This window comes from Mesonia sp. K7 (genome assembly GCF_003233725.1).
In the GTDB taxonomy this organism is placed as follows: Bacteria; Bacteroidota; Bacteroidia; order Flavobacteriales; family Flavobacteriaceae; genus Mesonia.
In genome coordinates this window covers 91,417-104,664 of the sequence record NZ_QKQV01000006.1, presented here as the reverse complement: position 1 = coordinate 104,664, position 13,248 = coordinate 91,417, and the positions used below count along the sequence as shown (strand labels likewise).

At 36.3% G+C, this 13,248-nt stretch carries 15 protein-coding genes; 6 read left to right on the top strand and 9 right to left on the bottom strand.

Features of this window, described 5'->3' with window-relative positions:
* Position 1: 1 nt before the first annotated feature.
* The 6 genes from ribH (at position 2) to DNG35_RS06180 (ending at position 5,604) form a co-directional block, all read left to right on the top strand.
* Complete coding sequence (gene ribH, locus DNG35_RS06205; protein WP_111126996.1) at positions 2-508, top strand: 6,7-dimethyl-8-ribityllumazine synthase; 507 nt, start codon at positions 2-4, stop codon at positions 506-508.
* A 288-nt stretch (positions 509-796) separates the two neighbouring features.
* Positions 797-1,093 (top strand): riboflavin synthase subunit beta, encoded by a 297-nt coding sequence (locus DNG35_RS06200; protein WP_111126994.1) that lies wholly within the window; start codon positions 797-799, stop codon positions 1,091-1,093.
* Positions 1,090-2,928 (top strand): DNA mismatch repair endonuclease MutL, encoded by a 1,839-nt coding sequence (gene mutL, locus DNG35_RS06195; RefSeq protein ID WP_111126992.1) that lies wholly within the window; start codon positions 1,090-1,092, stop codon positions 2,926-2,928. Before DNG35_RS06200 ends, mutL begins: the two co-directional genes overlap by 4 nt.
* Complete coding sequence (locus tag DNG35_RS06190; protein WP_111126990.1) at positions 2,928-3,677, top strand: rhomboid family intramembrane serine protease; 750 nt, start codon at positions 2,928-2,930, stop codon at positions 3,675-3,677. The genes mutL and DNG35_RS06190 overlap by 1 nt, the downstream gene beginning before the upstream one ends.
* Positions 3,677-4,567 carry a rhomboid family intramembrane serine protease gene (locus DNG35_RS06185; RefSeq protein WP_111126988.1) on the top strand — a complete coding sequence of 297 codons (891 nt, stop codon included), beginning with the start codon at positions 3,677-3,679 and terminating at the stop codon, positions 4,565-4,567. The genes DNG35_RS06190 and DNG35_RS06185 overlap by 1 nt, the downstream gene beginning before the upstream one ends.
* Complete coding sequence (locus tag DNG35_RS06180) at positions 4,564-5,604, top strand: endonuclease/exonuclease/phosphatase family protein (protein ID WP_111126986.1); 1,041 nt, start codon at positions 4,564-4,566, stop codon at positions 5,602-5,604. Before DNG35_RS06185 ends, DNG35_RS06180 begins: the two co-directional genes overlap by 4 nt.
* A gap of 50 nt (positions 5,605-5,654) precedes the next feature.
* On the opposite strand, the gene DNG35_RS06175 is transcribed toward DNG35_RS06180, so the two are convergent.
* The 9 genes from DNG35_RS06175 to DNG35_RS06135 form a co-directional block, all read right to left on the bottom strand.
* The gene (locus DNG35_RS06175; protein ID WP_111126984.1) at positions 5,655-6,575 is read right to left on the bottom strand and encodes a YeiH family protein; all 921 of its coding nucleotides are present in this window, start codon (positions 6,573-6,575) and stop codon (positions 5,655-5,657) included.
* A 5-nt stretch (positions 6,576-6,580) separates the two neighbouring features.
* The gene (locus DNG35_RS06170; protein ID WP_111126982.1) at positions 6,581-7,219 is read right to left on the bottom strand and encodes a WbqC family protein; all 639 of its coding nucleotides are present in this window, start codon (positions 7,217-7,219) and stop codon (positions 6,581-6,583) included.
* Between the two features lie 3 nt (positions 7,220-7,222).
* Positions 7,223-8,797, bottom strand: coding sequence for a signal peptidase I (gene lepB / locus DNG35_RS06165; protein WP_111126980.1), 1,575 nt, complete (start codon positions 8,795-8,797; stop codon positions 7,223-7,225).
* 10 nt (positions 8,798-8,807) lie between these two features.
* Complete coding sequence (dapB, locus tag DNG35_RS06160; protein WP_111126978.1) at positions 8,808-9,521, bottom strand: 4-hydroxy-tetrahydrodipicolinate reductase; 714 nt, start codon at positions 9,519-9,521, stop codon at positions 8,808-8,810.
* Positions 9,518-10,102, bottom strand: coding sequence for a DUF5683 domain-containing protein (locus DNG35_RS06155; RefSeq protein WP_111126977.1), 585 nt, complete (start codon positions 10,100-10,102; stop codon positions 9,518-9,520). Before DNG35_RS06155 ends, dapB begins: the two co-directional genes overlap by 4 nt.
* Complete coding sequence (locus DNG35_RS06150; RefSeq protein WP_111126975.1) at positions 10,092-10,994, bottom strand: ParB/RepB/Spo0J family partition protein; 903 nt, start codon at positions 10,992-10,994, stop codon at positions 10,092-10,094. Before DNG35_RS06150 ends, DNG35_RS06155 begins: the two co-directional genes overlap by 11 nt.
* Positions 10,994-11,761: a ParA family protein gene (locus DNG35_RS06145; RefSeq protein WP_111126973.1), complete on the bottom strand. Its 768-nt coding sequence runs from the start codon at positions 11,759-11,761 to the stop codon at positions 10,994-10,996. Before DNG35_RS06145 ends, DNG35_RS06150 begins: the two co-directional genes overlap by 1 nt.
* A 105-nt stretch (positions 11,762-11,866) precedes the next feature.
* On the bottom strand, positions 11,867-12,748 hold the full coding sequence (locus tag DNG35_RS06140) for an SDR family oxidoreductase (RefSeq protein WP_111126971.1): 882 nt from the start codon (positions 12,746-12,748) through the stop codon (positions 11,867-11,869).
* Between the two features lie 16 nt (positions 12,749-12,764).
* Positions 12,765-13,241 (bottom strand): SRPBCC family protein, encoded by a 477-nt coding sequence (locus DNG35_RS06135; RefSeq protein ID WP_111126969.1) that lies wholly within the window; start codon positions 13,239-13,241, stop codon positions 12,765-12,767.
* Between the last annotated feature and the right edge of the window lie 7 nt (positions 13,242-13,248).

The window sequence follows — 13,248 nt, the reverse complement described above, 5'->3', positions numbered from 1 at the left end:
TATGGCTACTGCCGGAAAAAACTTATCGGAATATAACAAAGACACGATCCCAAACGCAAAAGATTTTCGGTTTGGGATTGTTGTTTCAGAATGGAACGAAGACATTACCGAAGCTCTTTTTCAAGGGGCTTTTGATGTGTTGATCGAGAATAATGTCTTAAAAGAAAACATCGTTCGTTGGAATGTTCCGGGTAGCTTCGAACTCATTTACGGTTGTAAAAAAATGCAAGAAGCTTTCGATATGCTTGATGCGATTATCGCTGTGGGGAATGTCATACAAGGGGAAACCAAGCATTTCGATTTTGTTTGTGAAGGCGTTACACAAGGCATTAAAGATTTGAATATTCAAGGTGATATTCCGGTGATTTTTTGTGTACTCACCGATAATACCAAGCAACAATCTATCGACAGAGCAGGAGGAAAGCACGGCAATAAAGGTGCTGAAGCTGCCGTTGCTGCCATAAAAATGGCCCAACTTCGTAAAGACGCCAAATTCTATAAAGGTTGATAGACTTTTAGACCTGAGACGTGAGATCTGAAAAGTGAGATCAGAGACGTGGGATTTGAGATTTGAAAAATTGAAGAAGAATTTGAAATCTAAGTTGAAAATTAGTCACTGTGAGGATCCAATCGACGAAGCAGTCTCTTTTTTGCTGAAAGCTAATAGCAGTAGGCTAAAAGCTGTAAGCTAACTTTCAAACCTTTAACCTTTAACTTAATAATTCATTTAATAATTTCCGCGAAAGCTTTACTCGCTTTCATCACAATTCTTTAACTTTGAGATTCATTATTCATTATGGGATTTCTAAGCAGGAAAGGAAATAAAAAATTCAGCTATAAGCCACGTTATTACAATCACGACAGTGAGAAAAGTCCGTTTGCTGTAGAGTCTAAATACGACAAATACAGATCGACCATTGGTAAAACGGGAGGTTTGTTTACACGCTTTAAACGCGCGTGGGATGAATTACGCGAAGAAAGCCTAGAAGAAGATAAGAAATCAAAGCACATCATTATTTTATTGGTGGTTTTGTTTATCCTTATTTTTTTATTCATCATCGATTTCGACCTTTCAATTTTTTATAGTAAATGAAGCATATCATACAGCTTTTACCAGACCATGTTGCTAACCAAATTGCTGCAGGAGAAGTGGTACAAAGACCCGCTTCTGTCGTCAAAGAGTTGTTAGAAAACGCCATCGATGCTCAAGCTACCAACATACAATTACTTATTAAAGATGCGGGCAAAACGCTTATTCAGGTCACCGATAATGGCATCGGAATGGTAGAAACCGATGCTCGTATGTGTTTTGAACGGCATGCGACTTCAAAAATAAAAACGGCTGACGATCTTTTTGCTTTGCAAACCAAAGGTTTTAGGGGAGAAGCTATGGCTTCAATCGCAGCAATTGCTCATGTGAGTTTAAAAACGAAACCAGAGGAGGAAGAGGTAGGTACTGAAATTATTATTAAAGGAAGCAAGGTAGAAAGTCAGGAGGTTTGTGTCACTCCAAAGGGAACAACGATAAGTGTTAAGAATTTGTTTTTTAATATTCCCGCTAGACGCAATTTCTTAAAGTCGGATAATGTAGAAAACAGGCATATCATCGACGAATTTCAACGGGTTGCTTTAGCTCATCCGCAGATTGAGTTTAGTCTGTACAATAATGGTAGTGAACTGTTTAAATTAGAAAAATCTAATTTACGACAACGAATTGTAAATGTTTTTGGAGGAAAAACCAATGAGAAATTGGTTCCTGTAAACGAGGATACTGAACTCGTAAAACTCTCGGGATTTGTAGGTAAACCAGAGTTTTCTAAAAAAACCAGAGGCGAGCAGTTTTTCTTTGTGAATAACCGTTACATCAAATCGGCTTACTTGCACCACGCTGTAAATGCTGCCTTTGAGGGAATGCTGCGTGATGGTTACCAACCGAGTTATTTTCTGTATTTAGAAGTTGACCCCAAAAGTATCGATATTAATATCCATCCGACCAAAACCGAGATTAAGTTTGATGACGAACATTCTATTTATGCGATTTTAAGAAGTGCCATTAAGCATAGTTTAGGGCAGTTTAGTGTCGCTCCGGTTTTAGATTTTGATAAAGATCCAAATCTCGACACACCTTATGCCTATAGAAATAAAGAAAGTATCACTCCAAAAGTAGAGGTAGATCGAAATTTTAATCCGTTTAAGCAAGAAACAAAAAAGTCAAATCCTTCTTATCAACATGTCACTTCAAAGGCGACTAAAAACTGGGAAGTTTTATATCCTGAAACTGTAGAAACAGAGGTAGATTTTGCAAATATCGAGGTAGAAAGCGAAGTGGTGAACGGGAAATTGTTTGATGAAAAAGAAAGTCAGACAAACTCAAACACCTTTCAGCTTAACCGAAAATATATTGTAGGAACACTTAAAAACAGCATTTTGGTCATCGACCAACATCGTGCGCATACACGTATCTTATACGAAGAACTTTTAAAAAGCATTACCATAAAAGGAGCTGTAAGTCAACAGTTGTTGTTTCCCCTTACGCTAAATTTTTCTACCGATGAGATTGAAATTTTAAAAGAGTTGCAAGACAATTTAACCCAAACCGGTTTTGTTTTCACGAAAGTGGAAAAAGATGGAGTAGAAATATCGGGAATTCCAACATTGATCAGCGAAAGCGAAGTCTCTATATTGTTGGATCAACTGATGTCTGACTTTAAAGATGAAGTGCCTGAAAACGGGTTTACACAAACCGATATGTTGGCCAAGTCTTTGGCAAAAAGTATGGCGATAAAAAACGGAAATATACTCAACCCATCTGAGCAACAAGAATTGATAGATGCTTTGTTTGCTTGTAAAGAACCCAAATTCACACCTGCCAATAAAAAAGTATTTGCAGAACTTACCACCAACGATTTAGATAAAAAATTTGTGTAATGAATAACATCACAGAAACCGTAAAAGTTTTACTCATTGTTAATATTTTGTTCTTTATAGGAACTCAATTTGTAGGCGGTTACGCTATTCAATTATTGGCACTTTGGTTCCCAGAAAATTCCAATTTCGGGATTTGGCAATTGGTAACACATATGTTTATGCATGGTGATTTTGCACACATCTTGTTCAATATGTTTGCCCTTTATATGTTTGGAAGTGTTTTAGAGCAAACCATTGGTAAAAATAGGTTTTTGTTCTTGTATTTTTCTGCGGGACTAGGAGCCGCAGGATTACAGATTTTGTTTAGTTACCTCGATTTTAATGCAGCTTATGAAAACTTATTGAGTAGTGGAATGACTGAGCCACAAGTTCAAGCGCTCATTTCAGAGTTTAGCGGAAAACAAGCAGGGATGATGTATGTTGGACAGAATGGTTTAATTAGAGACTTTGCAGATTCTTTGATGGTACCTATGGTGGGAGCTTCTGGAGCTATCTTTGGAGTTTTAGCTGCTTTTGCCGTGGTTTACCCTAACTTACCTTTGTATTTGATGTTTATCCCGATTCCTATTAAAGCCAAATACTTAATTGGAGGTTACTTCCTTATTAATGTATATTCTGCTATCACAGGAGCAACCATATTCGGGCCATCAAACACGGCTTATTGGGCGCATATTGGTGGCGCTGTCATTGGTTTTTTGATGATGTGGTATTGGAAAAAAAATCAGTTTAACGCAAATCGTTGGTACTGATGACTTGGCAGGAAAAACTAAAATACCATTACCAAAAAGCAGATGTGGTCCAAAAACTAATAGCAGTCTTGGTTATTGTTTTTGTAATTCAAAAACTTGTGGAAGTTTCTGGGACATTATTTGGTTTTGACAGACGATGGTTCATCGATTGGTTTGCGGTTTGGTCACCCATGAATCACTTACTGTTTCACCCTTGGTCGATTATTACCTACGGGTTTCTACACGGAGGCTTTATTCACCTTTTATTCAACGTGTTGGTATTGTATTTTTCTGCCAATTTGTTTTTATCGTTTTTTAATGAAATCAAACTGTTATCCTATTTTACACTTGGGGTAATTGTAGGTGGATTGTTTTTTGTAGTTTTCTACCAGATTTCATCAAGTTTTGCAGCAATTCCCTTGGTGGGTGCTTCTGCAGGAATTATGGCGATTTTAATAGGTGCAATCACCCAATCGCCTAATATGGAAGTGTATTTGCGTCTCATTGGCCGTGTAAAATTATGGTGGATCGCTGCAGTATTTGTGCTATTAGATTTGATACAAACGCCTATTTCCAATATAGGAGGACATTTGGCTCATTTGGGTGGTGCTTTTGCTGGATTCTTATATACTCATCAACTCAAGAAAGGTGTAAACATTGGTGCTTGGCTTGAAAATATCATTTCGAGATTGTTTTTTGAAAATTGGAAACAAACAAAGCATCCGTTTAAAAAAGTATACAAAAACAAAACCCCAAAAAGTAATAATAAAAGCAAACAATCGTTTGGAAGTTATAAAACAGAAAATCAGTTTAAGGTTGATGCTATTTTAGAAAAAATAAAAAATAATGGCTATGAAAGTCTAACCAAAGAAGAGAAAGACTTTCTCTACCAAGCAGGTAAAAATTTATGATTAAAAAGAGGCGATTAGGTTTTTTCAATAAAGTTTTGTTTTTCTTTAACTCGCTTTTTGCGGTAGCCTTGCTCTTTGCTTATTTGTTACCCTATATTCCACCAAAAACCTTTCCTTTTTTATCTATTTTAAGTTTGGGAATGCCTCTTTTATTGCTCATCAATATTTTGTTTTTGGCTTATTGGGTTATTCAGGTTCGCAGGCAATTCTTATTATCTGCAATTGTATTGCTCATCGGGTTTAATCATCTGATATCTCTTTATAAGTTTTCTGATAATGGGATGGAAAATAAAGGCGTAGAAAGCTTAAAAGTGATGAGTTATAATGTGCGTTTGTTCAATCAGTATAAATGGTCTCAAATAGACAGCGTTCCTGAAAAAATAAGTGCTTTTATTGCCAATGAAGATCCTGATATTTTGGTGATGCAAGATTTTCAAAACAGTATTCAGGGGATTGATTTTAGCACATTCAAGCACAAAAACTTTCAAGGGATCAATCCTAAAAGCCAATATGGTCTGGCTGTGTTTTCTAAATATCCCATTATTAATCAGAAAAACCTAGATTTTAAAAACTCTGGTAATAATACTGTTTATGTAGATCTTAAAATCATGAATGACACCATTCGCGTGTTTAATGTGCACCTGCAGAGTTTAAAAATTATTCCTAAAGTAAAAACCTTAAATAAAGAAGAAAGGGAGATGTTGATTACTCGTGTAGGTAATGCCTTTAAGATGCAAGAGGAGCAAAGTGAATTGATTTTAAATGAGCTAAGGCAAACCAACTATCCGTCGATTATTGCAGGAGATTTTAACAACAGTGCTTTTTCTTACGTCTATCGTAAACTTACCGAAAACCATAACGATGCTTTTAGAGAGGCTGGCAATGGTTTGGGAAAAACTTTTGATTTTGATTTTATTCCGCTGCGAATCGATTTTATTTTGAGTTCACCTGAGTTTATCATCAAGGATTTTACGAGTTACCCACAAAATTATTCTGACCATTATCCTATTTCTGCGGAAGTTATTATTGATAAATAATCACGATTTTTACACACCTCTAAATTCCCTCTTTTTAGAAGGGACTTTTATTAGTAAATAATATATAGTAACGAGAATATAGAAACAAAAATCCATAGTGATAGCCCTAGTAAAATAGGTTTGGGACCGATGGTTTTTAGTTCTTTTACGGAAATTTCCAGACCTACTAAAAACAGGGTTAAAACCATTAATCTTTTAGCCATAAGTACAAGTGTATTGGTCAGCTCTTTAGGTAAAGAAAAATAACTATTGATGGCAATAGCAATAATAAAGTAGAGAATAAAAAAAGGAAATTTTATCTTACTGTTTTTACCTTTAAACAAGAACATCGAAAACAGAGAAAGTGGTATGATCCAAAGTGTTCGTGCTAATTTGGTGGTTGTGGCTACCTTTAATGCTTCTTCGCCATAATCTAAACTGGCTCCAACAACAGAGCTGGTGTCGTGTATCGCAATCGCACACCATAAACCAAACTGCTCTTGTGTTAAGTCTAGCCATTCGCCAACACTGGGAAATAGTAATAAGGCTATCGAATTCAACAAAAAAACAATACCCAAAGCTAGGCTAATGTTTTTTCCCTTGGCATTGATAATAGGAGAAATTGCCGCTATAGCACTTCCACCACAAATAGCAGTGCCTGAAGAAATGAGGTAGCCTAATTTTTTCTCTAACCTCAAAGCTTTGGTTAGCAATAGACCTATGGTTATGGTCAGAAAAATTGAGATTACCGTAATGATAAAAGCTTCTTTGCTGGTTTTGAGGGTTTCTTTAAAAAACATTCCAAAGCCTAAACCGATGATCGCAATTTTCAGAAAAAGCTTAAAAGCTTTTTTAGTGTATTCTTGATAGGGGTTTCCAAAAAACAGGGTAAACAAAACACCCGCGATTAAAGCCATTGCACTTGTAAAAAAGCCAAGTAAACTCACAAGGATAATCACAAAAAAGAGAACTTTTACAAGCGTATCTTTCATGTTATTTATTTGAATTCTATAGCATCAAAGGCTTGACTTGTCAAGTAATTTATAGCATTTGGACCTTCGTTAAATAACAAATCTAAGATAGATAGGTTTTCTATAAAACCATGTTTATCTGCAAAAACCTGATGATAAGATTCGAAATCAAAATTGTGTTTTGTTTTTGCGTTTATCAGGGTTCTACCATCTACCAAAGGTTTACTGACCTCTATTTGGTAAGTTGCTGTATGCTCCATTTTTTTTTCCAATTGCAAAGCTTCTAAAACTACTTCTTGACAAGCCAAGTTAAAATCGATTAGAAGTTTATATTTTTCTTGAAAAAGCGGAGCAATCTCATCTTCATAAAATTCAAAAAAAGGAGAGGTTCTGTAGGCAGTTTGCAAAGATTTCCAATGCACGGTTTGCCAGTGAAAACTGTTGTCTATTTTTACTTCGTTGGTTTTTTGTCTTTTGTTATTTTTGCTGTGTTTTATCGGAATGTTTAATAGTAATTTTCCGTTGGCACCATAAATATACTGTCGGTTGCGGTAGGTTTGTTTTTGGTAATTGTCAAAAACTTCCAAGTGAACTTTAGCTGCTTTCGCGAAAGCTACCCATTGTGCAATCGAACCAAAATATGCTGGCTGCAAGACAATTTCCATAGGTTACTCGTTCTTTTTCCTTTTTCTAAAGAAATTAACTCCGATAAGTATGACGACACCAATCAGAAAATAATAGAAATAAGAAACCGGTTGACCTTCACCACCAACAGTGGTAAAGAGTCTTTCCCAACGAATTTTATTGGCAAATCCGGTAGCATTGCTATCCCAACTCATCCAAATAAAAACGGGTTTACCTACAATATGGGTTTCGGGAACGTAGCCCCAAAAACGACTGTCTTCACTGTTATGTCGGTTGTCACCCATCATAAAATAGTAGTTTTGTTTGAACGTATATTCCGTAATGGGGTTTCCGTTTAATAAAACTTGTGTGCCGTTGGTCGTTATGTTTTGTTCGATATTTTGTTCGCTACCTTCGTAAACTTCAATAATTCGCTTGTAATAAGGCAAACTTTCTGTGGTAATCGACACTGTTTTTCCTTTTTCGGGAATATAAATTGAAGGAAACTCATCTGCATTTCCGTTGACAGTTTTACTGTTTGGAAAGATTCTAAAGTCATTGACATCTGGAGTTTTCAGCATTTTTTGTACGCTGGCTACATTAGGATGATTTTTAAACCTTTCAATAGTTTCGTCATCGATTGCCGAAAAATAATATTGCTTTTGGGCTTCGTTATACCAACCAACAGGATCTGTAATACCATAGTTGAGATACAAAGCATTTAAGTCAAAGCCTTGTCCTTTGCCTTGTACGACATATGAATATTGTAATTTCGTTCTTTCTGGTAATTGTAATGCTTGGTTATTGATGTAAACCTTTCCGCCAACAATTTTTAGAGAATCACCAGGAATTCCGACACATCGCTTAACATAGTTTGATTTTTTATCTAAAGGTTTGATGTAAGTTTGATTTCCCGTATAACCAAAATAAGGAACTGTATCTGTCGGCCAATTAAATACCACAATATCATTTCTTTCAATATCTTGAAAACCTGGAAATCTAAAATAGGGGAGTTGTGGCCAATCGGTATAGGATTTTATTCCCAAAATTGGGATGGTATCGTGAACCATAGGAAAAGCCACCGTGGTTTTTGGTGCTCTTGCGCCATAGTGAAATTTGCTTACAAACAAGAAGTCACCTACCAGTAATGTTTTTTCTAAAGACGAAGTAGGAATGGTAAAGGGTTGTATAAAATAGGTGTGGATAAGGGTTGCAGCCACCACCGCAAATAAAATTGAACTTACCCATTCGCCCACTTCAGTTTTTGGTTTAAGACTTCTTTCCTCAATATAATTAAGCTCTTGGGTGTAGTTGATGTAATAGATATAAAAACCAAGGGTAAGTATGGTTAACCACGTATCGGCAACAGAATTTTTTCCAAAACTTCTGACGGTTTCTACCCAAACCACCGGAAACATAATAAGATTGATAATAGGTAAAAAAAGTAAGATAGTCCACCACCAAGGTCGGTTGATGATTTTCATTAAAATCACTGCGTTGTAAACCGGGATAAAGGCTTCCCAAGCTTGTCTTCCTGCTGCTTTATAAAGTTTCCAAGTTCCTAAACCGTGAATGATTTGTACGATTAAGAAAAAAATAAACCATTGTAAGATTGTCATAGTGCTATTTTTAATTTTTTAAACCAAGTACATCTTTCATCGTAAAAATGCCTTGTCTGTCTTTTACATATTCAGCAGCAATTACTGCTCCGAGCGCAAAACCTTTACGATTATGTGCGGTATGCTTAATTTCTATACTGTCGATTTCAGAATTGTAAGATACAACGTGGGTTCCAGGAACATTTTCGATGCGCTTGGCAACTATAGGTATGCTTTTCTCTGATTTTGTTTCATTATTTTTTAAAAACCAGTCGTTGTATGCAGATTTTTCAATAATATTTTCTGCTAGCGTAATTGCGGTTCCGCTAGGTTGGTCGAGTTTTTTGGTGTGGTGAATTTCTTCTAATTCTAATTGATATTCCTTGTAAGGTTGTATCAAATCAGCCAAATACTCATTGAGACTAAAAAACAAATTTACGCCCAGGCTAAAGTTAGAAGCATACAAAAAAGTACCTTTTTCCTTTTGACAAAGCTCAACCACATCCTTGTATCTTTCTAACCAACCTGTGGTTCCTGAAATTACAGGAATACCCGCTTCAATACAAGTGGAAATATTACTGAAAGCCACATCGGGAATACTAAAATCAATAGCGACATCTGCTTCTTTAAATTCGTTTACACGGATATTTTCGGAAGTCTTATAGATCACTTCGTGCCCTCTTTCTAAAGCGATTTCTTCGATGGCTTTTCCCATTCTTCCATAACCTAAAAGTGCTATTTTCATTTACTGATATTAAAATTTAAAGATAAACCGAAATTTGGGTTTCCAGAAATCTCGTCATATTGCATTTGTGGTCGTAAACTTAAATTTTCACCGACATTAAACTGCTGTAAATGAGCCGTAACGTTGGCGTCTATAATATTGATGATGTACCAACCAATGGTAAATAAAAGTGAGATTTCCTTGTTCCGCTGATATTCTCTCTGTCCGTCAATCAAGTTTTGATTGGTAAAAATACCTTGATACTTGTCGTCTTCATATCCAGCAAGCCTTCTTTTGTAAATATCTCTTATTTCGTGGTATTTATTATTGTTATCTATATAGAAATAAACACCTGCTCCAAGGCCTGCATAAACCAATGGTATTTTCCAGTATTTTTTGGTGTAGGCTTGTCCCAGTCCAGGTAAAACTGCAGAGTAAAAAGCTGCTTTTGAGGGCGCTAAAGGATCATATTCTTCTAGAACAACCTCCTCCTTTTTTATTTTCACTTTATTTTGTTTTACTTCTAGACTATCGCTTTGCGCAGAAAGCCAATTTCCGGCGAGTAAGAAAGTTAAAAAAAGAAATAAAAACTTAGGCTTCACCTTTAATGAGTTTGGTTAGTCGCTCAAAATCTTCTTCAGAAGAGAACGGAACAATAATTTTTCCAGCACCTTTTTTGGTGACTTTCACATCGACTTTTGCCCCGAAGTAGTCAGAAAATTCTTTCATCGATTTTTTTACTTTCGTAGGAACAGTTACCGTTGATGATTTCTTATTTCCAGATTTTTTTTCGTGCCAACTTTTTACCAACTTTTCAGTTTCTCTTACCGAGAGTGAATCTGAAAGTACTTTTTCGTATATTTCCAATTGCGCATCAGCATCATTGATGTTGATGAGTGCTCTTCCGTGCCCCATCGATAAAAAGCCATCACGCATTCCGGTTTGGATGATAGGGTCTAATTTCAGCAGACGCAAATAATTGGCGATGGTCGAACGGTTTTTACCAATACGATCACTCATTTGTTCTTGGGTCAAGTTGATTTCATCGATCAAACGTTGGTAAGACATGGCAATTTCGATAGGATCTAAATCTTGACGTTGTATGTTTTCAACCAAAGCCATTTCTAGCGACTCTTGGTCGTTGGCAATTCTGATATAGGCAGGAATCGTTTTGAGTCCGACTAATTTAGAAGCTCTAAAACGTCTTTCTCCCGAAACCAATTGGTATTTATTAAAATCGATCTTGCGAACCGTAATTGGCTGAATGACACCTAATTCTTTGATAGAAGTAGCGAGTTCTTCCAAAGCTTCTTCGTTAAAACTCGTACGTGGTTGAAACGGATTGACTTCAATAGCAGCTAAATCAAGTTCAACAATATTTCCGACTACTTTATCTGCGTTTTTATCCTGAGCTGACTTGATATCGTTTTCAGGATCTTTTAAAAGTGCGGATAACCCTCTTCCTAAAGCTTGCTTTTTTGTGGCTTTTGCCATTATGATTTGTTTTTATTGATAATTTCTTCTGCCAAATTTAAGTAATTTGAAGCTCCTTTACTAGTTGCATCGTAATTGATAATGGTTTCTCCAAAACTTGGCGCCTCACTCAAACGTACATTTCGCTGAATAATTGTTTTAAAAACCATCTGGTCAAAGTGTTTTTTGACTTCTTCTACCACTTGGTTCGATAGGCGTAAACGAGAATCGTACATCGTGAGCAATAAACCTTCGATATCTAAATCTGGGTTATGTATTTTTTGTACACTTTTGATGGTGTTGAGCAATTTTCCTAAACCTTCCAAGGCAAAATACTCACATTGAATGGGGATAATCACCGCATCGGCAGAAGTTAAGGCGTTGAGTGTTAGTAACCCCAATGACGGGGCACAATCGATTAAAATATAATCATACTTCGCTTTAAGCGGAAGTATCGCCTTTTTGAGCATTAATTCGCGTTCGTCTTGATCGACGAGTTCTATTTCGATCGCTACCAAGTCGATATGGGCTGGAATGATGTCTAAATTAGGAGAATCGGTGGCAATAATAGCTTCTTCGGGTTTTATGGTGTGCTCTAAAATTTGGTAGGTTCCATATTCAACACTTTCTACATCTATACCCAAACCAGAACTAGCATTTGCTTGTGGATCGGCATCAATCAACAATACTTTTTTTTCTAAAACACCCAACGAGGCTGCAAGGTTTACTGCAGTGGTAGTTTTGCCTACGCCACCTTTTTGATTTGCAATTGCAATTATTTTACCCATCAATTTGCTTACTTTTTGGAGTAAAAATACAATATATTATCGCAAAAGAAAATGAAACTTGTTAACAGTAGTTGCAAATGTTAAGAACTTATGCTAAATGAAGAATTAAGCATTCTTTTTTGCTTTTATCATCTGTTCTAATTGATCCCAAAGTTCTTCTGGAATAGCTTCCAACAAATTAAACTGGCCCGCACCTTTCAACCATTCACCACCATCAATGGTAATCACTTCGCCGTTGACATACGTCGAAAAATCAGAAACCAGATATGCGGCAAGGTTAGCCAACTCTTGGTGTTCGCCCACTCGTTGTAACGGAACTTTTTTAGCTAAGTCAAACTTATCTTTTAAATCGCCAGGTAAAAGTCTGTCCCAAGCACCTTTGGTAGGAAATGGTCCAGGAGCAATGGCATTAAAGCGAATGCCATATTTTGCCCATTCTACTGCTAACGAGCGTGTCATCGCCAAAACGCCTGCTTTTGCTGTTGCCGAGGGAACTACATAGGCAGAGCCTGTCCAAGCGTAAGTGGTTACAATATTTAAAACGGTTTTATTGTTTTCTTTTTGATCTATCCAATGTTTTCCAAAAGCAAGGGTGCAGTTTTTAGTTCCTTTTAAAACAATATCGATAATGGTATCGAAAGCGTTGGAAGACAAGCGTTCGGTAGGAGAGATGAAGTTACCTGCAGCATTGTTCAATAAAACATCTACACTTCCCATTTTACTGATAGCTTCGTCACGCATTTTTTCAACTTCATCGTAATTACGAACATCACACTGTATCGCAAAACATTCTCCGCCAGTTTCTTTTTCCAACTCTTCAACGGTGGTTTCTAATTTTTTGAGGTTACGCGAAGTAATAGCGACTTGAGCGCCGAGTTCAAGAAAGTATTTGGTCATGGTTTTACCGAGACCACTTCCGCCTCCAGTTACCACAATATTTTTTCCGCGTAAAGCGTCATCACGTAACATTTTTTGAGTGTAGTTCATTTTTGTTAATTAGAAGTTATTTTAAAATTTCTTGCCATTCATTTCCTTCGGCAACAGTTTTTAACTCTTTGTTTTTCTCGGTGAGAAACTTTCTCATATAGGATTCTAAAAAAAGGCTTTCTACAATTTTACCCACGAATCCAAGTGGTGCCTCAAAAGTGAAACGGTCAATCATTCTAGTCTTATTGTCTTTAATTCCCTCAAAGCGATGAATATGTTTCATTGAAGAAAAAGCACCTTTAGTCATTTTGTCTACAAAAAGATAAGGTTTTTTATAATCAGTAACTACTACACATAGATTTTGATATATTCCAAAATGTTTTGCTCTCCAAGTTACAGTTTCTCCTAGTTCAATAAGTCCACTTGTTTTGCCAGCAATTGCTTCTTCGTTTGTGCCTTTTGTAGATAGTTTATGAAGATCTATGCTTCTAGCTAAATCAAACACTCTTTCTATTGGGGCGTTTATGATAGTTTCGAGAATAATGGTTCTCATAAAAGAG